This is a genomic window from Viridibacterium curvum, from assembly GCF_039544165.1.
GTDB classification, from domain to species: domain Bacteria; phylum Pseudomonadota; class Gammaproteobacteria; order Burkholderiales; family Rhodocyclaceae; genus Viridibacterium; species Viridibacterium curvum.
This window is the reverse complement of sequence record NZ_BAABLD010000008.1, coordinates 870688-894017: the sequence shown is the minus strand read 5'-3', so window position 1 is coordinate 894017 and position 23330 is coordinate 870688. Positions and strand designations below refer to the sequence as shown.

The 23330-nt window shown below is 63.2% G+C and carries 23 protein-coding genes; 14 read left to right on the top strand and 9 right to left on the bottom strand.

The genetic code is table 11. The features are described 5' to 3' along the window. Positions 1–21 precede the first annotated feature (21 nt). Positions 22–993 carry a DMT family transporter gene (locus tag ABEA02_RS11935; RefSeq protein WP_345533188.1) on the bottom strand — a complete coding sequence of 324 codons (972 nt, stop codon included), beginning with the start codon at positions 991–993 and terminating at the stop codon, positions 22–24. Between the two features lie 103 nt (positions 994–1096). Between ABEA02_RS11935 and ABEA02_RS11930 the strand changes: the two genes are divergently transcribed. Then, complete coding sequence (locus tag ABEA02_RS11930; protein ID WP_345533187.1) at positions 1097–2056, top strand: LysR family transcriptional regulator; 960 nt, start codon at positions 1097–1099, stop codon at positions 2054–2056. Here the strand turns inward: ABEA02_RS11930 and ABEA02_RS11925 are convergent. Then, a complete protein-coding gene (locus ABEA02_RS11925; protein ID WP_345533186.1) occupies positions 1989–3083 on the bottom strand; it encodes an NADH:flavin oxidoreductase/NADH oxidase in 1095 nt (364 codons plus the stop codon). The two genes, ABEA02_RS11930 and ABEA02_RS11925, sit on opposite strands and share 68 nt — an antisense overlap. Before the next feature lie 101 nt (positions 3084–3184). On the opposite strand from ABEA02_RS11925, the gene ABEA02_RS11920 reads away from it, so the two are divergent. Next, positions 3185–4093 carry a LysR family transcriptional regulator gene (locus ABEA02_RS11920; RefSeq protein WP_345533185.1) on the top strand — a complete coding sequence of 303 codons (909 nt, stop codon included), beginning with the start codon at positions 3185–3187 and terminating at the stop codon, positions 4091–4093. 17 nt (positions 4094–4110) lie between these two features. Here the strand turns inward: ABEA02_RS11920 and ABEA02_RS11915 are convergent, their stop codons facing one another. Continuing rightward, positions 4111–5604, bottom strand: a complete 1494-nt coding sequence (locus ABEA02_RS11915; protein ID WP_345533184.1) for a sialidase family protein — start codon at positions 5602–5604, stop codon at positions 4111–4113. 161 nt (positions 5605–5765) lie between these two features. On the opposite strand from ABEA02_RS11915, the gene ABEA02_RS11910 reads away from it, so the two are divergent. Continuing rightward, positions 5766–6341, top strand: coding sequence for a flavin reductase family protein (locus tag ABEA02_RS11910; RefSeq protein ID WP_345533182.1), 576 nt, complete (start codon positions 5766–5768; stop codon positions 6339–6341). 101 nt (positions 6342–6442) lie between these two features. Here ABEA02_RS11910 and ABEA02_RS11905 read toward each other — a convergent pair whose 3' ends face one another. Beyond that, positions 6443–6820, bottom strand: a complete 378-nt coding sequence (locus ABEA02_RS11905; protein ID WP_345533181.1) for a hypothetical protein — start codon at positions 6818–6820, stop codon at positions 6443–6445. Between the two features lie 561 nt (positions 6821–7381). On the opposite strand from ABEA02_RS11905, the gene ABEA02_RS11900 reads away from it, so the two are divergent. From ABEA02_RS11900 to ABEA02_RS11865, 8 genes are all read left to right on the top strand, one after another. Further along, positions 7382–8254, top strand: coding sequence for an AEC family transporter (locus ABEA02_RS11900; RefSeq protein ID WP_345533180.1), 873 nt, complete (start codon positions 7382–7384; stop codon positions 8252–8254). 111 nt (positions 8255–8365) lie between these two features. Next, a complete protein-coding gene (locus tag ABEA02_RS11895; RefSeq protein ID WP_345533178.1) occupies positions 8366–9274 on the top strand; it encodes an STM4015 family protein in 909 nt (302 codons plus the stop codon). After that, entirely contained in the window at positions 9275–10411 is a 1137-nt protein-coding gene (locus ABEA02_RS11890; RefSeq protein WP_345533177.1) for an STM4014 family protein, read from the top strand. Continuing rightward, positions 10408–11241, top strand: a complete 834-nt coding sequence (locus ABEA02_RS11885) for an STM4013/SEN3800 family hydrolase (RefSeq protein WP_345533176.1) — start codon at positions 10408–10410, stop codon at positions 11239–11241. Before ABEA02_RS11890 ends, ABEA02_RS11885 begins: the two co-directional genes overlap by 4 nt. Then, positions 11238–12617: an STM4012 family radical SAM protein gene (locus tag ABEA02_RS11880; RefSeq protein ID WP_345533175.1), complete on the top strand. Its 1380-nt coding sequence runs from the start codon at positions 11238–11240 to the stop codon at positions 12615–12617. Before ABEA02_RS11885 ends, ABEA02_RS11880 begins: the two co-directional genes overlap by 4 nt. Further along, complete coding sequence (locus ABEA02_RS11875) at positions 12611–13516, top strand: STM4011 family radical SAM protein (RefSeq protein ID WP_345533174.1); 906 nt, start codon at positions 12611–12613, stop codon at positions 13514–13516. Before ABEA02_RS11880 ends, ABEA02_RS11875 begins: the two co-directional genes overlap by 7 nt. 176 nt (positions 13517–13692) lie before the next feature. Further along, positions 13693–13911 (top strand): Tar ligand binding domain-containing protein, encoded by a 219-nt coding sequence (locus ABEA02_RS11870; RefSeq protein WP_345533173.1) that lies wholly within the window; start codon positions 13693–13695, stop codon positions 13909–13911. Continuing rightward, positions 13841–15313, top strand: a complete 1473-nt coding sequence (locus ABEA02_RS11865) for a methyl-accepting chemotaxis protein (RefSeq protein WP_345533172.1) — start codon at positions 13841–13843, stop codon at positions 15311–15313. The genes ABEA02_RS11870 and ABEA02_RS11865 overlap by 71 nt, the downstream gene beginning before the upstream one ends. Before the next feature lie 52 nt (positions 15314–15365). Here the strand turns inward: ABEA02_RS11865 and ABEA02_RS11860 are convergent, their stop codons facing one another. Then, entirely contained in the window at positions 15366–15797 is a 432-nt protein-coding gene (locus ABEA02_RS11860; RefSeq protein WP_345533171.1) for a hypothetical protein, read from the bottom strand. 15 nt (positions 15798–15812) lie between these two features. Then, positions 15813–16418 (bottom strand): hypothetical protein, encoded by a 606-nt coding sequence (locus ABEA02_RS11855; RefSeq protein ID WP_345533170.1) that lies wholly within the window; start codon positions 16416–16418, stop codon positions 15813–15815. Positions 16419–16530: 112 nt separating this feature from the next. On the opposite strand from ABEA02_RS11855, the gene tyrS reads away from it, so the two are divergent. Both tyrS and ABEA02_RS11845 read left to right on the top strand, forming a co-directional pair. Further along, positions 16531–17805, top strand: a complete 1275-nt coding sequence (gene tyrS, locus ABEA02_RS11850) for a tyrosine--tRNA ligase (protein WP_345533169.1) — start codon at positions 16531–16533, stop codon at positions 17803–17805. A 304-nt stretch (positions 17806–18109) separates the two neighbouring features. Continuing rightward, complete coding sequence (locus tag ABEA02_RS11845; protein ID WP_345533168.1) at positions 18110–19027, top strand: amino acid ABC transporter substrate-binding protein; 918 nt, start codon at positions 18110–18112, stop codon at positions 19025–19027. A 254-nt stretch (positions 19028–19281) separates the two neighbouring features. On the opposite strand, the gene ABEA02_RS11840 is transcribed toward ABEA02_RS11845, so the two are convergent. After that, positions 19282–20520: an MFS transporter gene (locus ABEA02_RS11840; RefSeq protein WP_345533167.1), complete on the bottom strand. Its 1239-nt coding sequence runs from the start codon at positions 20518–20520 to the stop codon at positions 19282–19284. A gap of 276 nt (positions 20521–20796) precedes the next feature. Here ABEA02_RS11840 and ABEA02_RS11835 point away from each other — a divergent pair, with 276 nt between their 5' ends. Next, positions 20797–21624: an AraC family transcriptional regulator gene (locus ABEA02_RS11835; protein ID WP_345533166.1), complete on the top strand. Its 828-nt coding sequence runs from the start codon at positions 20797–20799 to the stop codon at positions 21622–21624. Between the two features lie 404 nt (positions 21625–22028). Here ABEA02_RS11835 and ABEA02_RS11830 read toward each other — a convergent pair whose 3' ends face one another. Further along, positions 22029–22640 (bottom strand): 3'-5' exonuclease, encoded by a 612-nt coding sequence (locus tag ABEA02_RS11830; protein WP_345533165.1) that lies wholly within the window; start codon positions 22638–22640, stop codon positions 22029–22031. Then, positions 22640–23209: a DUF2239 family protein gene (locus ABEA02_RS11825; protein WP_345533164.1), complete on the bottom strand. Its 570-nt coding sequence runs from the start codon at positions 23207–23209 to the stop codon at positions 22640–22642. The genes ABEA02_RS11830 and ABEA02_RS11825 overlap by 1 nt, the downstream gene beginning before the upstream one ends. Positions 23210–23330 lie beyond the last annotated feature (121 nt).

Below are 23330 nucleotides of genomic sequence, written 5' to 3'. Positions count from 1 at the left end.
GCGTCCTTGTTCAGGTGCGAATCATTTGGCTGTGGCGAGGACAACGGGGGGCGTCGCAACCGGTCTGCCGGGCTTTGCTGCGCCGAGCTGGTTGAGCGCGAGGCTGGCCAGCACCAGCACGGCGCCGGTCAGTTCACCGTAGCCCAGCGGATGCCCGCGCAGCACGCCGATGGCCAGCGCAGTGAGGGGCACGAGGTTGATGAACAGCATGCCACGCTGGGCGCCGAGTTTGCGCATGCCGGCGTTCCAGCTCAACACGGCCAGCACGGCCGCCAGCAGGGTGAGGAACAGCAGGGCGGGCGTCAGCGCGGGCAGGGCACTGAGGGCAGGCAGGCGCAGGCCACCTGCTGCGCCGAGCACGAGCCACATGAGGAGCAGGGCGAGACCGCCAGCGCTGCCGGTGAGCGCGGTGTAACGCAGCGGCGACCAGGTCGGGAACGCAGCCGCGCCCATGGAGTAGAGCACCCAGCAGCTGCCGCCAGCGATCATCATCAGCGTGGGCAGCACGGCAGCGTGTTCGGTGAGGCGTGAGAGCTGACCGTCAGTGGTGAGCAGCACGACACCGACGACAGCCAGCGCGAGGGCCAACCAGGTACGTGCAGCCGGCCGCGAGCCGCTGCGCAGGGCGTGGATGAGCACGGCGATGAGGGGCTGCAGGGCCATGACGATGGCGCCGAACTCGGGGCGTGACATACCCACGGCGTAGAACATCAGCAGGTTGAAACCGGCGAAACCCAGGGTGCCGAGGCCCAGCAGGCGCCAGGTGGCGCCCTCGGTGCGCAGGGCGCCCGTGCCCTCGCGCCAGACCAGCAAGGCGACGAAGATCGGTGCGGCGAAGCCGTAGCGCACAAGGGTCATGCTGAGGGCGTCCATGTCGGCGAGAACGAGCTTGGAAACCGGGAATGCGGCGCCCCAGATGATCGTGGCGAGCGCCAGGCACAGGCTGGCGGCGAGCGCGGGGGGGAGTGGAGCGGCTGACTTCTGGCTGGACATGGTGACGACCTCGTCGGGACTGCGATGCGTGGACTCTAGCCCGCGTCGATATGTTTAAAAAGCGCTACAGTTGAACAAGATTGTTTCTATTGGAATGCAAATCATGGAGCGCCTTATCCACATGGCGAGCTTTGCCGAGGTCGTCGAAGCCGGTGGCTTCTCGGCGGCGGCGCACCGGCTGGACTGCTCACGCGCCGTGCTCAGCAAGCGCATCGCGGCGCTGGAGCGCGATTTCGGCGTCACCCTGCTGCACCGCACGACGCGGCGGCAAAGCCTCACCGAAGCGGGCGAAGCGCTGTACGTGCATTGCCGGCGTGTGCTCGACGAAGTGAACCAGGCGGAAGCCAGCCTGCATGAACTCAGCAGCGCGCCGCGCGGCACCTTGCGTGTGTCGGCCCTGCATTCCTGGGGCAACCAGGTGCTGGGGCCGCAGATTGCGCAGTTCCTGCAGCGCTACCCTGAAGTGCGCATCGACCTGCAGCTCAACGACCAGATTGCGGACCTCGCGGCCAGCGCCGTCGACGTCGCCATCCGCATGACCAACACGCCCGCGCCGGGCCTGGTGGCGCGCCACCTGGCCGAACTGCCCTATGTGATCTGTGCGGCACCGGCCTACATCGCGCGCCATGGCGCACCGCAGACGGCGCAGGCGCTGCTCGAACACAACTGCATCTTCTACTCGGGCGAACTGACGCAGAACCCCTGGCGCATCATCACGCCCGAGAAGCAGGAGATCGAACTGGAGGTGCGCGGCCAGCTGATGGTGAACAGCGTCGCCGTGCTGCGCGCTGCTGCCGTGGGTGGTGTGGGCATCATCGCCATGTCGCGCTACCTCGTCGAAGAGGAACTCCGGCGCGGCGAGCTCGTCGAGCTGCTGCCGCGCTACCGCGTGCCGCCGCGCCAGCTCTACCTCGTGACCCTGCCTGACCGCCTGCTGGCGGCCAAGACGCGCGCCTTCATCGACTTCCTTTTGCAACGCCCGGGCGATGGCGGGCTCAGCGCGCCGCCTGTGCCGGCGAACCCTGCGGGCCCGCGCGCAGGTACTGGCGCGGCCAGGCCGTAGCGTGCCCCAGCGCCTGCGCCGCATGCAGCGGCCAGTGCGGGTCGCGCAGCAGCTCGCGCGCGAGCATCACCACGTCGGCCTGACCGGTGCGGATGATGTGGTCGGCTTGCTGCGCATTGGTGATGAGGCCCACCGCGCTGCTGGCGATGCCGGCCTCGTTGCGCACACGTGACGCGAAAGGTGTCTGGTAGCCGGGGCCAATGGGCATGCTCGCCGTCGGCAGCATGCCGCCCGTGCTGATGTCGATAAGGTCGACGCCGAGCGCCTTGAGGCGACGCGAGAGCTCGACGGTTTCGTCAGGCGTCCAGCCGCCTTGCTCGGCCCAGTCAGTGGCCGACAGGCGCACGAAAACCGGCAGATGCTCGGGCCACACTTTGCGCACGGCCTGCGTCACTTCCAGCGTGAGGCGAATGCGGTTCTCGAAGCTGCCGCCGTAATCATCGGTGCGCTGGTTGGCGACGGGCGACAGGAACTGGTGCAGCAGGTAGCCGTGGGCGGCGTGCACTTCTGCCACATCGAAACCCGCAGCCAGCGCGCGGCGCGCGGCGGTCGTGAAGTCGTCGATCACCTTGCGGATGCCCGCCGCGTCGAGTGCGAGCGGCAGGGGATAGGTGTCAGAGAAACGCAGCGCCGACGGTGCGACGGTCTGCCAGCCACCGTCGGCCGGCTTCACCTCGCCAGCGCCTTTGCCCGGCGCAGCAGCGCTGGCCTTGCGGCCCGCATGCGCGAGCTGGATGCCTGAAAAACCGCCCTGCTGGCGGATGAAGCGCGTGATGCGCGACAGCTGCGCGACATGCGCGTCGTCCCAGATGCCCAGATCGTCCGCGCTGATGCGCCCCTCTGGGCTCACCGCCGTCGCTTCGGTAATGACCAGGCCAGCGCCACCCAGCGCGAAGCTGCCGAGGTGCACGAGGTGAAAGTCGGTCGCGAAACCGTCCTTCGACGAATACATGCACATCGGCGACACCGTGATGCGATTTGGCAGGGTCAACGAGCGCAGCGTGAAGGGGGCGAAGAGGTGAGACATGGTGCGGGACTCCGGCAAGGAAACGTGTCGCCATCATCGGGGGTTTTGCAGTTTCAATACAGGGGCGCTGAATTGAATGCATATTCAAATTTCTGTTGAAGATGACATCGCTCCAGGACAGCGAGATCTTCGAGCGCAACGCCGAGCCCGGCAGCCTGTCGGCGGCCGCCCGCGCACTCGACATCACGCCCGCCGCCGCCAGCGCCACCCTCAAGCGGCTGGAGGCGCGCCTTCAGGTGCCGCTGTTCGTGCGCTCCACGCGCAGCCTGCGACTAACGCGCGATGGCGAACACTTTCTCGCGCACAGCAAACCCGCACTCGACGCGCTGCGCGAGGCCGTCGACGGCCTTGCCAGCATCGGTCACGCCGTGCAGGGGCCGCTGCAACTCGCCGCACCGTCCGACCTCGGGCGCAACCTGCTGCTGCCCTGGCTGGCCGAGTTTCACGCACAGCATCCTGCCCTGAGCTTTCGCCTGTACCTGTCAGACCGCATGGCCGACCTCTACAGCCTGCCGCTCGATCTGGCCGTGCGTTACGGCGAGCCTGCAGACTCCAGCCTCATCGCCTTACCGCTGGCGCCCGGCAATCGCCGCGTGCTGTGCGCCTCGCCCGACTGGGTGGCGCGTCACGACAAGCTCAAGCACCCCGACGACATCCGGCCGCACGATGCCTTGTGCTACGTGACGGGCCCGGGCGAAGCCGACGTGCTCGACCGCTGGCGCTTGCGCCGTGGCAAGGAGCAGGTCGCCGTGCGCGTCAGGGTTGCACACGTCTCGAACGATGGCGACGTGGTGCGCCGCTGGGCCATTGCCGGGTTGGGCATCGCCTACAAGTCGCGCCTCGACATTGCGGCCGACCTTGCTGCCGGCCGCCTCGTCGAACTGCTGCCGTCCTGGCAGGGCGAAGCCGCACCGCTGCACCTCATGTGCGCCAACCAGCGATTGCTCAACCCAGCGGTGAGTGTGCTGCGCGACTTCATTGCCGAGCGTTGCAGAGCCCTTCTTCAATAGCAGGGCTGGCGAAGCGGTTACTTCCTGAGGAAGGGATAGAGCGAGTCACTCACTTCGCGCTCAAGCGTCCAGGTCTTGCCGTCGTCCGCCGAGAAGAAGGTACGGCCATGCCCGGTGTGCAGGAGCAGCTCTCCATCCTTGGGCAAAGGCACGATGCCGTGTCCGCCCGTCATCAAACCACCGACATCTGCCGCCTCGGGCAAGCGGGCGACACGTTCTTCCCAGCTCACGCCCCGGTCTGTCGAACGGTGGAAACTAAAGGAGCTGCTCGACCAACCCACACCCGCAAGGCTCACCGAGTAGAGAATGCTGGCGCTACGGCATATCAGTGCAGAGCCCGGTTGGTTCGGTCGAGACCAGGTCTTGCCTCCATCTGTCGACAGATAGTCGTTTCCGCACAGAACATTGCGAATTGCAGCTGGCTGCGCGTTTGGCAACATCGCGTCGAACGGAGCGACATATGCCGCTTCGAGCGAGTCCAGATTAATGACCAGCTGCTTGCGAGTCGACAGGAAGGCCACCTCGCTGAACTGCACGATCAGCTTGGTTCCCAGCGTGTGTGCCGTCACCAGAAAGGGCGTACCGCTGATGGCAGGCAAGCTCAGCTCACGCCAAGCAACCTGGTCACAGCAACGCGAGGAGAAGACCTTGATAGCGGCCCCCTGTGCGACCACCGCGACAATCTGCTCATTTGCCGCCGCGTTCAGTGCAACAAGCTCGCCGCCCAATGGCAGCGATATGTCATTCCAGCGCTTGCCATCGGTTGAATGCATCACCAGTCCACCTGTGGACCCGGCAAGCATGAACCCATTCGCCTGCGGCAGCACCGCTGTAATCGGCGCGGCGAGCCCCGTATCGAAGTTGCTCCAGCGACCGGACGGATCACGACGCAGCACCTGCCCTGTACGCGCACCCACCCAATAGCTGCCATCCGCAGCAATCTGGTAGCGGCCATTGGTCACCATGGCATTCTTCTTCAGCTCATCGATAGCTGTTGCGGCGCTATTCGGAGCACGACTCCACCCGCCAATAGCCTTGTCTGACAGGGCAGGGTCGAGTTGAAGATCACGAAAGACAGCGCGCCGATCCGAAACCGTTCCTCCCGGTGCCAGGCGCAGGTTGCGATCCGACTTCTCCGCCGGCAGGTATGCATGCAGCACACCCAGGTTGGTGACCGTCCCGGCTTCGACGCGGAAAAGCGCACCCTGCTTCTCGATGTCTGCCCGCGCGGTATTGCTGATCATGAGGTCAATCAGCAGCCCGGCCGTGTTGCCTTCGATTTTCTCGAAGCGATACTCGCCAGGCGGCAACTGGCTGACAAAAATCAGGCTGGGGGCACGCGGTGTACCGGTAGGAGTTATCGTGTAGGTTGTGTCGCGCTGGAGATTCCGTACCGTCAAACCTGTCCAGGCCACGTATGACAGCGCCAATCGCCCGCCTTCCACCTTGACGACAACTGAGCCCATGCCGGGCTGGATATTGGTGACCTGCGTACCCGGCGGAACCGTCACGCAGCCCACACACGCCATACACACCGAAACTACTGCTGCCCTGAACAGATTGAACATTCGTCACCCTGATTGAATAAGGAATGCCGGCAGAAGCCGGTACAGGATTCTAACCAGAAGCGCTCTCCATCTCGCCCGCCAACTCCACAACCCGCAGAATCAAGATGCCTCCCGACATTGCTCCGGTTGAAATGTCCAAAGCCTACCGCCTCATCAACCACGGCCCCACCGTGCTCGTCTCCGCACGCCACGCCGGCATCGACAACGTCATGGCTGCCGCCTGGGCCTGCGCGCTCGACTACGCCCCGCCCAAGCTCACGGTCGTGCTCGACAGGAGCAGCTACACACGAAAGCTCGTCGAACAGAGCGGCCAGTTCGTCATCCAGGTGCCCACGGTCGCGCAAGCCGAACTCACCCGCGCTGTCGGCCGAAGCTCACTCGCAGACGACACCGACAAGCTTGCTCACTGCGGCGTAGAACTGTTCGACCTGGCAGATCACGACCTGCCCTTCGTGAAAGGTTGCAGCGCCTGGCTTGCCTGCAAGCTGATCGCCGAGCCGCACAACCAGCAGGCCTACGACCTCTTCATCGGTGAAGTCGTCGCTGCGTGGGCCGACACCCGCGTCTTCCGCGACGGTCACTGGCACTTCGAAGATGCGGACCCTTCACTGCGAAGCATTCACCATGTGGCGGGCGGGAATTTCTATGCGATAGGCGATTTGCTGCCGGCGAAGTTGTAGTGTGGGCACGGTGTGCCCACGCGGAGCGTCTGGTGCCATGTATGACCTGAACGCGTGAGCTCACCGAGCTCACCCTGCCGGGCTGAGGACGATGCAGCGAATCACGCTGCGAAGAAGAAACGGATCAGGGCAAAACTCAGGGCGAACAGATAGCCGTAGGAAAACTTGTCGATCATCAGTACGGACTGACCACGACGCTCCCGCCAAGCCCCCATGAGGGCCATGAGACCGCCTGCGGCAATTGGCGTCACGATCAGATTTGCCAGACGCCAGGCGTCGGGAACCAGATTGTCCGGAAACACCAGCAGACTGATGCCCCCAAGGATCGTGCCGAAGAGCGTATAGCCAAGTGCTGCAAGCCAAGGATCAGGCGCTCTACGGAACGGCTCTCCCAGAGAGTGGAAGCCCAGCTCGATGAGCGCTTCGCTGACGATCTGGAGCAGGAACTCCCCGATTAATTCAAAGATGGCTTCGAGCATTGGCGGTTATAGGGTTGGTAAGCAGGGGGCAAAAAGTGCATTTGCGGCGAACGATGGGCGGGCAAATTCCGGGGCAATGTCACTCGTCAACGTGGTCCCAGATCCCCAGTTATCTTGAGGCGATCTTCTTTGACCCAAGCTTCGAAGTCCTCTCCTGTACTGACGTTGATGTACATGACATGGAACCAGCCTTTGTACGGGGTGTACACCGTCACAGAATCACCCGGAACGATAAAACGCTTGGTTTTGCATTTTTCAGTGGGGGCCGCATAGAGCCAGGCACGACCGACTCCGCTAACCGTCGCTGAAAGTCTTGGGTGAAAGCCCACACTCCTCTGACCTCGGGAGTCAATACGTTCGCACTCCGATGACTCGGAGGCTTGAGCGCCGAGAACTGCACCTATCAAAACGAATACGGCAGCCACGCGCATGTTGTGCCTTACGTGAAATTGGACGACAGCATAATGCCTCCCGATGAAGGACAAATCCACATTCAGTCCGGTTACGCCGTGTGAAGACTAGAATCCTGTTTCCACGCAGCTCTTCACGCGGCACCCCGCCATGCTCGAACGCATCATCTCCATCCTCTTCCCCGTCTTCACCATCGCCGCCGTCGGCTACTTCGTCGCACGGCGCGAGCGGCCGGACATGGGGGTGGCGAACAAGCTGACCATGGATGTGTTTGCGCCGGCGCTGATCTTCGGTGCGTTGGCGGGGCGTGACTTCCACGTCGCGCAGTACTGGCAACTTGCGCTGGCAATGCTGCTGCTGACGGTTGCCTGCGGTGTGGCTGGGCATGTTTTGTCGCGCGTGCTGAAGGAAGATCCGCGCACGCTGTTGCCGACCATCATGTTCAGCAACTCGGCCAATCTGGGTATTCCGCTGGCGGTACTTGCTTATGGCGACCAGGCGCTGCAGCCCGCTGTCATCCTGTTCATGGTGTCGACGCTGTTGCACTTCACCTATGGCAGTTATCTGCTGGATCACAAGCTGCATCTGAGCCAGTTATGGAAAGTGCCCAACGTCATCGCGACCTTGCTTGGCCTTGCGGTGTCGCTGTCGGGCATCGTGGTGTGGCCGCCGCTGGTGATGGCGCTGAAGCTGCTGGGCGACATCGCGATTCCGCTGATGCTGTTCTCGCTGGGTGTGCGCATGACGGACATCCGCCTCGAAGGCTGGCGCGTGGGTCTCATCGGCGGCCTCGCGCGACCGGCCATCGGTGGCGCGTTGGCCGGAGCGATTGCCTGGGCACTGGGCCTGCATGGGCTGCAGGCAGCGCTGCTGATCATCTATGGCGCACTGCCGCCAGCGGTGATGAACTACCTGTTCGCCGAGCGCTACAACCAGGAGCCCGACAAGGTCGCCTCCATCGTGCTGATCGGCAACCTGCTGGCCGTGGTGGTGTTGCCGGTGGTGCTGGCGTTTGCGTTGTAGGCTGTTTGCAACAGCAGTCCCGCATCATCATTGGTCTTTGACGCTCGTATCCGCTTTTGATATACCAACCCGCCGCCTGGCATTTTCAAACCTCCGAGACAGGAATTCATCGTGACCATTTCAGAGTACAGCGACGTTTTTCACGGCAAGAAAGTTGAGACTTATGACGGCGGCCAGCCCGACATCGCGACCAAGGTCTATCGGCTGACACTCGAATACGACGATGAGCGCCGTATCGGGGACCTGATCGAAGAGTTCCTGTCCAAGGTCGACAAGAGCAAGCTGGATGCCCTGATCATCGGACAGTGGAACAACCCGGCAGAAGAAAGCTCGGAAGAAACCCTCGGCGTGCTGGTTGCCCATGCCGCCGAGCTGCCGGCGCTGAAAGCTTTGTTCATCGGTGACATGACCTACGAAGACTGCGAGATCTCGTGGATCATCCAGTCGGACTACAACATGCTGCTGGAGAACTTCCAGTCGCTGGAAACCCTGCGCATCCGTGGCGGCAACCAGCTGGAGCTGGAGCCCTTCTCGCATCCCGCACTGAAGCAGCTGATCATCGAGAGCGGTGGTTTGCCGAGCAGTGTTGCCAATGCACTGGCCGAATCGAGCCTGCCGGCACTCGAACACCTGGAGCTGTGGCTGGGCACGGACGGCTACGGTTTCGACGGCGACGTCGCGCTGTACGAGCGCGTGCTGGGCAGCCTGCGTACGCCGGGCCTGCGCTATCTGGGTCTGCGTGATTCGGATATCGCCGATGATCTGGCCGTGTGGCTGGCGGGGCAATCCTGGATCGAGCAGCTCGATACACTGGATCTTTCGCTGGGCACGCTCGGCGACACCGGTGCCGAGGCGCTCTTCAACAGCCCGCACGTGCGCAAGCTGCGCTGCCTGGATCTGAGCCACCACTACATCTCACAGGCAGTGCAGGACAAGCTGCGCTCCCTGCCCATCAGCGTGAAGCTGGACGATGCGCAGGACGAGGACGAAGGCTACAAGTACGTGGCTGTCGGCGAGTGAATGTTGCAGTGTGCTGCCGACAGCGTAGCGCGTGAGGCCGTGTCGCCGGGCACGCAGGTGGTGCTCGGCGTCGCGACAGGGAAACGCCTGCGCTTGTTGCAGGCGGCCCGCGCAGGGTTCGGCCTGCCGCCTGCACAGGTCGTGGAGTGGTCCGCCTGGCTGGACGCGCCGGAGATCCTGCTCGGCTACCTCGAACGACCTTGCGTGTTCAAGATCGAATCGCCGGGTGACGACCCCGTAGCGCAACACAAGCTATGCGTCCTCGGCTGCCGCCTTCTGGGGCGCGATGTGCCCTCGCTGCCTGCGCATGGCGAATTGCGCGACACCGATGCCTGGTTTGCGGGATTCTCGGCCGCGCTCGGCACGCTGGCCGCGCTCCTTGCGCAGCATCCGCATCTGCAGATGGTGAACGCTCCTGCGGAAGTGCTGCTGATGACCGACAAGCTGGCCTGCCAGCAACACCTGGTGCGGCACGCGGTCTCCACGCCCCGCTTGCTGGGGCCTGTCATCAACTATGACGACTTGCAGTCCAGGCTCGATCAGAACCAGCTCGATCGGGTGTTCATCAAGGCGCGTTACGGCTCCTCTGCGGCAGGCGTCGTCGCCTATCGCCGCGCAAGCGGTGGGCGCGAGCAGGCCACCACGACGGCCCGCATCGAACGCACATCGTCAGGCCTGCGCCTGTTCAACCTCAAGCGCATGAGCCGCTACAGCACGCGTCATGACATCGCCGACCTCATCAATGCCCTCGCGGGCCAGCAGGCTTATGTTGAGGCCTGGCTGCCCAAACCCCGTCATGGCGATGCAAGCTACGACTTCCGCGTCGTGACGCTGGCGGGCAGGGTGGCGCATCGTGTTGCGCGCGTCGGGCAACACATCATGACCAACCTGCACCTGGGCAACCGTCGCGGTGATGCGGCGAGCCTGTTGAACGCGCCTGATCTGGCTGCGCTGGAAGCCGTCTCGATGCATGCAGCGGCCAGCTTTCCGCAAAGCCTGGTCGCGGGCTTTGACGTGGTCGTCAAAGGCGGCAAGGCCAGCATTCTTGAAGCCAACGCGTTCGGCGACCTGCTGCCCGGCCTGCAGTGGCAGGGGCAGGACACCTATGCCGCACAGTTGCAGGCGCTGGCCGCATGAAGCTGGATGCTCACGATATTCCTGACATGAATGCAGTTGTCGGTAGCCACGACATCCTGTTCATCACCCTCGATGCCTTGCGCTACGACGTTGCCCAGCAACTTTTCGAAGCCGGCGAGTTGCCCGTTCTGCGCAAGTTCCTGCCCGCCAGCGGCTGGGAGAAGCGGCATACCCCCGGCAGCTTCACCTTTGCAGCACACCAGGCGTTCTTTGCGGGCTTCCTGCCGACGCCAGCCTCACCCGGTCGTCATGCTCGGCTGTTCGCAACGGCGTTCCGTGGCAGCGAGACAACGTCGACACACACCTGTGTGTTCGACGAGGCGTCAGTCCCCGCCGGGCTTGCCGCACGCGGCTACCAGACCATCTGCATCGGTGGCGTGGGTTTTTTCAACAAGCTGACGGCGCTGGGCCGTGTGCTGCCCGACATGTTTGCCGAGAGCCACTGGCGCCCTGCACTCGGCGTGACGCATCCACGCTCGACAGAGAACCAGGCCGAGCTGGCCATCCAGAGAATGGAGGCGACCGGAAAACGTGTCTTCCTGTTCATCAACGTGTCTGCCATCCACTCGCCAAGCCACATCTACCTGACGGGCAGCCGCAGCGACAGCCCGGCGACTCACGCGGCAGCGCTGCGGCATGCGGATCTCGCGTTGGCGCCACTCTTCGAAGCCTGCGCGCAACGCGCACCGACCTTCGCCATCATCTGCTCGGACCACGGCACCGCGTTCGGAGAGGACGGCTACCATGGCCATCGCCTCGCCCACGACACCGTCTGGAACGTGCCCTACGCACACTTCTTCATCCCCGCCCGGGATGCCGCCACACCGTGAACAAACCGGAAGCACTCGACACGCTTGCACAGCGCCTGCGGCTGACGCCATACCAGGCCTATTCGTATTCCTACCCGCACAAGTCGGCCTACCGCAAGCTGCCCGCACCGCAGTCGCTCGCGGCACTGTGGGGAGGGGAGGACCGCTCGGCCTTGTTCGGTTACATCCACGTGCCCTTCTGCAGCATGCGCTGCGGCTTCTGCAACCTGTTCGCGATGGCCAGGCCCGAGCCTGCGCTGGTGGATCGCTACGTTGCACAGGTGGTCCGGCAGATGCGGGTCATGGACGAGCAGCTGGGTAAGCGCCGCTTTGCACGCTTCGCCATCGGTGGCGGCACGCCCACGTATCTGTCAGCTGCACAGCTGGGGCAGTTGTTCGATGGCATACAGGGCATCCTGGGCGTTGATCTCCATAACGTACCGTCAGGCATCGAAGCCTCGCCCGAAACGGTGAGCGCCGAGAAGCTGGCTGTATGTCGCGACGCAGGGGTGAGCCGCGTCAGTCTGGGCATCCAGAGTTTTTCCAGCGCCGAGATGCGCGCCCTCGTCAGGCTGCAGCAGAACTCGGTGGTCCGTACGGCCATCGAACGCATCCGCGAGGCGGCGTTCCCGGTGCTGAACCTCGACCTGATCTATGGCATTGCCGGCCAGACCAAGGCAAGCCTGCTCGCCTCCATCGACAGTGCATTGTCTTTCGCGCCGGAAGAGATCTACCTGTACCCGCTCTACATACGGGAACAGACGGGGCTGGGTCGCATCAAGCGTCGCCATGACGACGGCTCCAGGGACTACCTGCACCTGATACCCGAGACAGACACGCGCCTTGATCTCTACACCGCAGCACGTGATCACCTGCGTGCGGCTGGCTACACACAGACCTCGATGCGCATGTTCCGCGCGCCCCACGCGCCGGACCAGGGCGGACCTGTCTACTGCTGTCAGAACGATGGCATGGTCGGGCTGGGTGCCGGTGCGCGCTCCTACACCCGCGCGCTGCACTACTCCAGCGAGTACGCCATCGGTCGTAGCGATACCCGCCACATCATCGACAACTACGTGGCACTCGACGACGCGCACTTCGCGCAGGCCTGGCACGGTTTCCAGCTCGATGCCGAAGACCAGCGCCGGCGCTTCGTCATCCAGTCCATCCTCACCGAGCCTGGCTTGCGCTACGCCGACTATCTGCAACGCTTTGGCTCGCACTGCCTTGAAGATCTGCCGCAACTGAATGAGCTGTTTGCGCTGCAGCTTGTTGTGGATGACGGCAGCGGCATCCGCCTCAATGACGAAGGCTACGCGCATGCCGACACCATCGGCCCCTGGCTGGTATCGGCCAAGGTACGCAGCCTGATGGAGGCGACGGAGGCCGCATGCTGAGCCTGGTGCCCGAGGCCATGGCGCATGACGCCGGCAGCGATGCACCGGTGCTGACGCTGCTCTATCGCGGCACCCTGTCCAGTTGCAATTACGACTGCCACTACTGCCCGTTTGCCAAGCGCCAGGACACGCGCGCCACCATGCAGCGCGACGCAGCCGAAGTGCAGCGCTTCGTGGCCTGGCTAGCTGCGCAGCAGCGCCCCATGCGCGTGCTGTTCACGCCCTGGGGCGAAGCGCTGGTGCGGCAGCACTACCGGCAGGCCATGACCGAACTGGCCGCGATGCCGCATGTCGCGCAGGTCGCCCTGCAGACCAACCTGTCCGGCCCGCTGTCCTGGCTGGCGAAGGTCAGCCCCGGCAAGCTGAGCCTGTGGTGCACCTATCATCCGGACCAGACCACACTGGAACGCTTCATTGCACACTGCGACACCTTGCGGCGATACGGCATCGCCTTCTCGGTGGGTGTTGTCGCCATGCGCGAACACTTCGATGCAATCCGTGCGCTGCGCGCTGCGCTGCCGGCAGATTGCTACATGTGGCTCAACGCCTACGACCGGCGGGGCAGCCGCTACTACAGCGCTGAAGACATCGCCTGGCTGGACGCCATTGACCCCTGGTTCCGCTACAACCGCCAGCCCGTCACATCGCTGGGCAAGCCCTGTCGTGGCGGCAGCGAAGTCCTGTCGGTGGATGGGCAAGGCAATCTGCAGCGCTGCCATTTCCTGCCGCAGAAACTGGGCAATCTGTACGAGTCTGATCTCGACAGCATCCTCAGACCTGAACCTTGTTCCCGCAAGCTTTGCGATTGCTTCATCGGCTACGCACACCGCCAGGACCTGCCCTTCTACCAGGACTTCGGCACCGGAGTTCTGGCCCGCATTCCACAGACCCCGGACTGAAACGCCTGCCCGCCTTGGCCTGACGACAGATCCAGGGTTGAGCCGATTCCAGGCCCGCCTTCAAGCTCTTCGTCTCCCTGCCGTTGACCGTCGAAGTCGCCCGCTAAAGGTCGATTAACTGCGTCCGTGTGCAGCTGGCTGAGCTCCGTCTCCGGAATACGCTGAGGAAGCACTTCATGAGCATGACAATTTCAAAACGCCTGTGGATCATGATCATGGCCTCGACCGCCGCCTTGTTGGTGGTCGGCGTCATTGGGCTGGTGACGGCTTCACGTCTGACGACGGCGATCTCGGTCGCCAACACCGATTCGATTCCGAGCATCGGTGCGGTGGATAAGGCCGAAATCGACCTTCTGCGCATGCAGTTGGGCATTACGCGACATTCTCATCAATGATCACGCCAAGCTGGCGCAGATCGAGAAGGACATTGAGGAAACCCGTGCAGACCTTGAAGCCCAGCTGAAAAAGTACAGCGATGAGCTGATCGACAGCGATGAAGATCGAGCTTTGCTGACCGCTGCGCAGACAGCGATCAAGGCGTTCGATCAACATGTAGCCAAGGTGCTGGACCTGTCGCGCCAGGGAAACGATGACGCTGCACGGCAGGCGATCGAGCAGGACTTGCTGCCTGCGGGTGTGGCGGCCTACAAAGCACTGGAAGACGTCGCGGCAAGCAACGAGGAGACGGCCCTCAAGGAAGGCAACGCTGCCGAGAGCTTCGGCCGCACAGCCCGCGTTTTCTCGCTGGTCGTGATGACGCTGGCCATCGCCTTGGTAGGCGGCATGGGCTTTCTGCTCGTGCGCGGGATCAGCGATGCCCTGCGGGGCGTGCAGCAGGCCGTGGGGCAGATCCAGCGCAACCGCGACTTCACTGTGCGTGTGCCGGTGCTGCAACGTGACGAGCTGGGCCTCATGGCTGAGGACCTGAATCGTCTGCTGGACAGCCTGCGTAGCAACCTCAAGGCGATTGCAGAGGGCGCACATTCGGTAGCTTCCGCATTGAGCCGCGTGGCGTCCACCTCGAATCAGGTCGAAAGCTCGGCCCAGGCCCAGAGCTCGGCCGCTGCCGGCATGGCCGCTGCAGTGGAAGAGATGACAGTCAGCATCAACCACGTCGGCGATCGCGCCGGCGAGGCCAACAACCTGTCGAAGGAATCCGGACGCCTGTCGAAGTCTGGCGAGGATGTGATCGGTCAGACCGTCCGCGACATCAACCAGATCTCGAACACCGTGGGCCAGGCTTCGGAGCGCATCCGCGAGCTCGGCGCGCAAACCGACAAGATTTCGTCGGTCGTCGCGGTGATCCGCGAAGTGGCTGATCAGACCAACCTGCTGGCGCTGAATGCCGCCATCGAGGCGGCGCGCGCTGGCGAACAGGGCCGCGGCTTCGCCGTGGTGGCGGACGAGGTGCGCAAGTTGGCTGAGCGTACGGCGCAATCGACACAGGAAATCTCTGCCATGGTGGAAGCCGTGCGTGCCGGTGCTCGCGGTGCTGTGGAAGGCATGGAAGAGGCGGTAACGCGCGTCAGCGACGGAGTGAGCCGGGCGCAGGACGCAAGCCAGGCGATCCAGCAGATCGGCGTGGCCAGCCATAGCGCCATCGAGATGGTCAGCGAGATTACCGACGCCATCCGCGAGCAGAGCAGCACCAGCAACAGCATCGCCCAGCAGGTGGAGCGCATCGCGCAGATGGCTGAAGAATCGAGTGCAGCGGCGGGTGAGAGCGCCAGCTCGGCGCGCGAGCTGGACAAGCTCGCCGAGTCGATGCAGCGCATCGTGGCGAGCTATCGGCTGTAAACCGAGCCAACAAGCGGAGGCATTTCGTGGGTGCCCCGGCACGTGTGCTGCGTTAAGGTTTCTGCCGGAAAAGCTTCAGCGCCGCATGACTTGCTTCACCGGATTCAAACGCGGTGGGCAAGGGTGCGCCACCCTGGCTGCATCGTATCTGGATTTCATCGGGGTTCAGGAAGCGGTAGATGCAGGAAGTGATTGGCGATTTACGTCCCTGGAAAACCGCGAACACATCAAATCGTTCCGGCCTGGCAATCGCATCCAGTTCAAAAATGGTTCTAACACCAAGCGCTTTTTGCTCCGCACTCATCAGGGACTCGCCCGAAACACTGACACTGACTTCGCCATTCCTTTCAAAAACGAAGCTGCCCGTGATGTTTTTTTCATCCGTGCCACTCCATTTGCCGATCAGGGGGCTATTGATATTGACGGGTGTCGTAGTGCAGCCAGCAAACAAAATGATCAGGCTGGTGATCCAGATTGATTTCAACTTCTTTCTCCCGGGTTATTGCCTTGCTTCGAGCAACTGAAGGAGGGCGAGCTTGATGCGCGCAACCTCAGCTTCATCCATCTTTACCGGACTGAGAGTGCGACCGGGAAGCATACCCGTCAGCGTGCCCCAACTGCCCTGTATGCTGGTGCCTTCACGCAGGCTGTTCAGTTCGATGCGCTGGCCGGTCTTCCTGTCGGTCAGGCTCAGGTGATAGCCGAAGCGATCTGCCCACCAGATGGGAATCGCCAGACCGAACAAGGCAATACCGGGGTTGTGTCCGGCAGTCGACCAATAGATCCTGCGCGGCGTTTCGTGAATGAGGATAGAGAGGTCCGCCGTCTGATCACTCTCACTCACGGCCCCCACGAGTCCGGTTTTCTTGAGCAGCGCGCTGACTTTGGGAATCAGGTTCTGGCAGTGTTCATCCGCAAAGGGGGCATAAGGTTCGCCGGTCTTGCTCTGGCGACATTCCGTGATCGCGACCCGCAATGCGGCCGGTTGCGCTTGCGCCAATGCGTGCAATTCGCTGTCCGACAAGTCCGGCGGCAGCGGCATGGACACACAGCCCGCCAGAACCAGCACGATCACGTACAACAACGATGTCCTGACAAGAAGCATTCAGCACCCTCCAGAGCGCAGCCAGGATTGAGCGGCCCTGTAGAATAGCGGGTTCGAATTGACCGCGTAGCGTACCGATGGGCGCCACGCTTCCTGTTGTGGAGAACCCCCGATGTACCAATCCCCCCTTCTGCAGGATCTGCAGGCCCGTGGCCTCATTGCGCAGACCACCGATGCAGCTGCGCTCGACGAGATGCTCGCGAAGGGTTCCGTCACGCTGTATTGCGGCTTTGACCCGACGGCGGATTCGCTGCACCTCGGCCACCTTGTGCCGGTGCTGGTGCTCAAGCGCTTCCAGCAGGCGGGGCACAAGCCCATTGCCCTCGTTGGTGGTGCCACGGGCATGATCGGCGACCCGAGCTTCAAGGCCACCGAGCGCAAGCTCAACACGCCTGATGTAATCGCCAGCTGGGTGCAGAAGATCCGTGGCCAGGTGTCGCCCTTTCTGAACTTCGAAGGCGGCAATGCGGCCATCATGGCCAACAACTACGACTGGTTCGGCGGCATGGGCGCGCTGGAGTTCCTGCGCGACATTGGCAAGCACTTCTCGGTCAACGCCATGATCAAGAAGGAGTCGGTACAGCAGCGCCTCAACCGTGACGACCAGGGCATTTCCTACACCGAGTTCTCGTACAGCCTGCTGCAGGGTTACGACTTCGCCAAACTCTACGAACTGCATGGCTGCGTGCTGCAGATCGGGGGCTCCGATCAATGGGGCAACATTGTTGCCGGCACCGACCTGACGCGTCGCCTGCATCAGCAACAGGTGTATGGCCTGACGCTGCCGCTGGTGACGAAGGCTGACGGCACCAAGTTCGGCAAGACCGAATCAGGCGCGATCTGGCTGGACCCGAAGAAGACCTCGCCCTACGCCTTCTACCAGTTCTGGCTGAACACGGCGGATGCCGACGTCTACAAGTTCATGCGCTACTTCAGCTTCCTGTCGGTGAGCGAGATTGACGCGATTGAGGCCAAGGACAAGGCCAGCGGCACCAAGCCGGAGGCGCAGCGCATTCTTGCCGAGCAAGCGACCGAGCTCGTGCATGGCAAGGCCGCGCTCGAAGCCGCGCAACGCATCACGCAAAGCCTGTTCTCGGGTGAGCTTGCCAGCCTCACCGAAGCCGACCTCGAACAGCTTGCCCAGGACGGTGTGCCGGGTGTGGAGATCGACAAGAGCGCGACCAGCCTGATCGACGCGCTGGCCGCGTGTGGTCTGGCCAAGTCGAAGTCGGAAGCGCGCACCTTCATCCAGGGCGGCAGCGTGGCAATCAACGGCGTGAAGGCGGAGGCGCTGGATCACCAGTTCGGTGATGCCGAGCGTTTGTTCGGCCGCTTCACCCTGCTGCGTCGGGGCAAGAAGCAGTACGCGATGGTGCGCTGGGGCTGAAGTCCGGGCGGCGTTCTGTTTTGGTCAGGTCGCACCAGCGACCTGCCTGGCGCAGGGTGGATTTCAAATCGCTCCCACACCGTTGGCGAGTCGCCCCATGGGCGTTCTGAAATGGCGGGCCGTGTGTCGCGTTGACGCAGCAATCGGCCGCCTTTTCCGACCGCCTGTCGTTGTCAAGCGCACAGCCATTTGCGGCATTGCGGTAAACCCGTAGCGTTTTCTGTGTCTTCCATTGTGTGCAGAGATCAAACCCGTAGTCTTGGGGGCGTTCTGACTCATCCGCCACGCACAGAGTTCGCTTGCCATGCCTATCGTTTTTCCCCGCGCCTTCCAGTACTGCGTTGTTGTTCTCGCTTTGTCGATCCACGCTTCGACGGGGCAGGCGCAAAGTGCTTCGGTCATCGACAAGTTGAAGGCGGGAAAACCGCTTGAGGTGGGTATCCGCGAGGCGACCAAGCCGTTTTCCTGGTTCCCCGAGGGCAGCAAAGTGCCAACCGGGTACTCGGTAGAGATCTGCAATGGTGCGATCGAGCACGTGAAGAAAGATCTGAAGTTGCGTGAGCTGACGGTGAACTACGTGCCGGTCAACTCGACTTCGCGCATGGCCAAGATCAAGAGCCGCGAGATCGACATGGAATGCGGCATCACGGTGAACACGGAGTCGCGGCAGAAAGATGCGGACTTCAGCTACGCGTTGTTCATCAGTGGTCAGCAAGTGCTGTCGCGCAGATCGGCGGGCATCACGGACCTGTCTTCGCTGAACGGAAAAATCATCGCCATCACCAAAGGCACAACGGCTGAAAAGCTGTTTCCGCAACTGCGCGACAGCATGTTGCAACAGATGCGGCTGGTGACATTTGCCAGCAACCAGGAAGCTTTCAAGGCGCTTGAGTCAGGCCAGGTGCAGGGCTTCGCCCAGATCGATGTCGTGCTCGAAACCATGCGCATCCAATCGGCGCAAGCCAATGAACTCGTGATGACCAAAGAGTCCCTGTCGGTCGAGCCGAACAGCATCATGTTGCCCAAGGACGATCCGGAATTCCGGAAGCTCGTTAACGCCGGTCTGCGCAAGCTTTACGCCTCGCCAGCGATGGGCGCGATCTACAAGCGCTGGTTCCAGGCCGACGGGTTCAACATTCCCATGTCGAGAATGCTGCGCGAGTCGTTCAACAGCCCAGCGGGCAACGCCGGTGTGGCGCTTATCCTGGGTTACTCGCTCTAGGGGTGTTCACATTCACCCGACGGTTGCGCGGGCACTGAATTCGGCACAGAACAAGGCGCAGCGACGCTGACAGGGTCGATGTTGCCAACTGAGCCTGATGAGGCGCTGCAACGCAGTGTTGTGGCGAATTCAGTGCCCGCCCGGAGGATTGAAGCGCGGGGCTCGCCATCCTGCGTTGTGCTCCTTGTGCAGGGCGATGTTGCCAACTGAGACCCTGCACCGCGTCGCACGCCTTGTCTGGCAAGCCCCGCGTTTCAACGCAATCCGCTGGGTGAATGTGAACACGCCCTGGCGGCGTCAGCGTCTGGCAGAAAAGCGGTGAGCGCGCCCAGCAGCGGCAGCCAGGCACACAGCTGGTAGACAAACGCGATGCCATGGCTGTCGGCCAGCACACCCAGCACCGCTGCGCCGATGCCGCCCATGCCGAAGGCGAAGCCGAAGAACAGACCAGACACGGTGCCGACCTTGCCGGGCACGAGTTCCTGCGCATAGACGATGATGGCCGAGAAGGCCGAAGCCAACACGAAGCCGATGATGAAGCTGAGCACGCCCGTCGCTGCGAGGCCCACGTAAGGCAGCATCAGCGTGAAGGGCGCGACGCCGAGAATGGAAATCCAGATCACGCGCTTGCGACCAATGCGGTCGCCGATGGGTCCGCCCAGCAGGGTGCCGGCGGCGACGGCAAACATGAACACGAACAGGTACATCTGCGCGGCCTGCACACCCAGCGCAAAGCGGTGCATCAAGTAGAAGGTGTAGTAGCTGCTGATGCTCGCCATGTAGAAGTACTTGGAGAACACCAGTACCAGCAGGATGGCAATGCCACGCACGACGAGGTTTCGCGGCAGCGGCACAGGCGCTTCGGCCGCGCGCTTGAGACGTGGCGCGAGGTGCTGGTGGCGGTACCAGAGACCGATCTGCCACAGCACGAACATGGCCAGCAACGCGGCAAGGCCGAACCAGCTGAGGCTGCGCTGGCCGTGCGGCATGACGAACCACGCCGCCAGCAGTGGGCCGATGGCCGAACCCGTATTGCCGCCGACCTGGAAAATCGATTGCGCGAGACCATGCTGGCCGCCCGAGGCGAGGCGTGCGATGCGCGAGGACTCCGGGTGAAACACCGACGAGCCCGTGCCGACCAGGACTGACGCGATCAGCACCGTGTGGAAGTCACCCGCCAAGCCCAGCAGCAAGAGGCCGCACAACGTGCTGCCCATACCCACGACGAGCGAGAAAGGCTTGGGGTAACGGTCGGTGTAGTGCCCCACGACGGGCTGCAGCAGTGAGGCCGTGATCTGGTAGGTCAGCGTGATCAGGCCGATCTGCACGAAGCTCAGCGAGAAGTTCTCCTTGAGCAGCGGATAGATCGCAAGGATCAACGACTGGATCATGTCGTTGAGCAGGTGCGCGAAGCTGATGGCGCCAAGCACACGGTAGTGCGTTCGGGGGGCAGCGGGGCTGGCCGGGGCGGTTTGTGTGGAGCGGGTCTGCATGGTGGACAGCGTAGTCGGGGGATGACAGGGGCAATGCTAGTGGCGCAGATGACGCCCGTCCTGCGAGAATGCGGCATCAAGCTTCGCGAAAATGGCGCGCCAGCCCAAAGGCAACCCCTCCCGACCGCCCCTTGTCAGGGGAGGACCCTAACCAGTTCGGCCCGTGCGCCTCCTCCCCTGACAAGGGGCGTAAGAGGGAATTCGACGAGCCCTGCTCGTCGCCTCTGCAGCCGGTTGGCTGTGCAAAGCCAACCGTGGACGGGTTGGGAAGAGGCCTTGAAGTACCCACACAACCCCGTTGCCATGACACCCAGCCCATCAACCGAATCTGCCAAACGCGTCGTCATCCCCAGGCTGCACGGCCTGGACCGCAGCGACATGCCGGTCACCGCACTCGCCGCTGACTACCTGCCCAGCGAGGAAACCGGTCGCCACAGCCATCCGCACATCCAGCTGATCCACGCCGTGCGTGGCGTGATGGTGGTGGGCACCGAGCAGGGCCAGTGGATCGTGCCGCCCACGCGGGGCCTGCTGATGCCGACCGACACGCCGCACTGGATACGCATGGTCGGCGAAGTGCGCATGCGTACTGCCTTCATCCGCCCCGAGTTGCTGCCCGACCTGCAACAGGCCTGCCGCGTGCTGCGCGTCTCGCCCCTGCTGCGCGAGCTGATCCTCGCCGCCATCGAGCTGCCCCCGCCCTACGTGCAGGGTTCGCGCGCCGACCGCGTGGCGCAGCTGCTGCTCGACGAGCTGTCGATGATGGAGTCGCTACCTCTTGCCCTGCCCAACCCGCGCGATGCGCGCCTGCAGGCCATCTGCGAGACCATCGTGGCGCAGCCCGACGACACGCGCACCCTGCGTGACTGGGCGACGCAGCTGGGCGTCGATCCCAAGACCATCCACCGTCTGTTCCTGCGCGAGACCGGCATGAGTTTCGGCCAATGGCGCCAGCAGGCACGCCTGCTCACGGCGCTGGAACAGCTCGCGGCGGGTACGCGCGTCATCGACGTTGCGCTGCAGCTCGGCTACGCCAGCCCGACAGCGTTTGCCACCATGTTCAAGCGCCAGTTTGGTGTGTCGCCGAGTGACTTCTTCAAATAGGACCCAGGCCATTCGGTCAGGCTTGTCATTCTCGCGCAGGCGGGAATCCAGCGACTTTCGATATGGGTAGTGACACTGGATTCCCTCTGCGCGCACTGCTGTCCGGGGAAAATCTCTCCCGGCATCGAAGTGCCTTGCCGAGCTGGGCACGGAGGCAATGTGTGGCCGTCGAGACTCAAGGTTGCGAAATTTGGAGGCTTCGCAAACGAGAGGCACGGGCGCCAGGGCAGGGCGGATTTCAATCCGCCGACATGCTCAGCAGAGGTGTCACGCGGTTTGCGGCGTGGGATTGTGCGGTTGAAACCGCACCTACGAACGACCTTGCTTCGGGTGCGATTGGCATGGCGACAAGGCCTGAAGGCTCCCGGACAGCAGTGTGCCTTCGCGGGAATGACGGAGTCTGACTAGGCCTTGAGCAGCTCCGGCCGCGTCGTACGCAGCCCCTCGTAAACGGCAAATGCCGCATACGCATCGTTGGCCGCATAGAGCAGTTGCTGTGCCGAGAGCTCACGCAACGACCAGTTCGACGTCGTCACCTTCTTGGACTTGTGGAAGCGCTGCCCCAGCACGAGACCGATGGCAGCGCGCACGCCCATGTCGCCGCTGTAACCGTCCTTGCGGAACACGCTGTCGAGGTCGAGCAGGGACTGCGGGTGCACGCCCAGTTTCGCCTTGATCTGGCCACGGTCGGACTGCAGGCCGAAGCCGGCCTTGAGCAGCTCGCGCGATTGCAGCAGAGCGATCAGGCTGTCGTGGCCTTCGGCGCGATGCGTCTGGAAGATGAAGGCCTTGCCCGCAATGGCGAACTGCACCACGTGCGGCCCGTCGCTGACCTGGCCGACGTGGAAGGTGGGCCGCGCCTCGGTATCGAAACCCGCCACGCCGGCAGACAGAATCTCGTCACGCGCGGCTTCGAATTCGGCCGCGCTGACCGGCACCACGATCTGCGCCAGCGTCAGTACCGGGAAAGGTGGCAGCAGATCGGTTTCTTCTTTCGACGGGCCTTTCTTTTTCATCAGTCTTCTCGTGCCTCATAGGCTGCGTTCTGCGCCTCGTGCAGCAGGTGCCGGGCATGCGCGCGGATATCGGCGGGCCAGTCCTGCATGAACGCTGGCACCGCGTTGAAGTTGCCGGCGAACAGGGCGCGCGTCGCGTCCTCAAAGCCAGGCAGGTTGCCCGCCATGGTAGCGAGGAAGTTGTGGCAGGCCTCCAGCGCGAGGCGTGCGGCATCACAGGCCCGGTTTGCACGGCTGGCGGCCTCGACCAGCTTGCGCAGCGCCACCGACGCGCCGCCCGGCTGGCTGGCCAGCCAGTCCCAGTGACGCGGCAGCAAGGTCACCTCGCGCGGCACCACGCCCAGCTTGGGCCGCCCCGGGCCGGCTTTGGCGGGCGGGGTCGCGTCGGCCGGCAGGCGCGCCAGTGCCTCGGCCAGCGTGCCGCGCAAATCCAGCTCGACGCAGTGCCCGGTCGAGTCGTCGAAGACCAGCGTTGCACGTTCTGGCGACAGGGCCTTGAGGGCAGTGACCACCTCGACCAGCGAGCCGCTGGCAACGCGGGACTGGGCCGCGAAAGCGGTATAGGACATGGTTTTACCCGGATGAATTATGCCAAAGACCGCATTAAACCCGGATAAAATCAGTCCGTCAAGATTTCATCCGGGTAATTTATTGTCACAGATCCGGAACGCGCCAATCCGGCGCAACCGT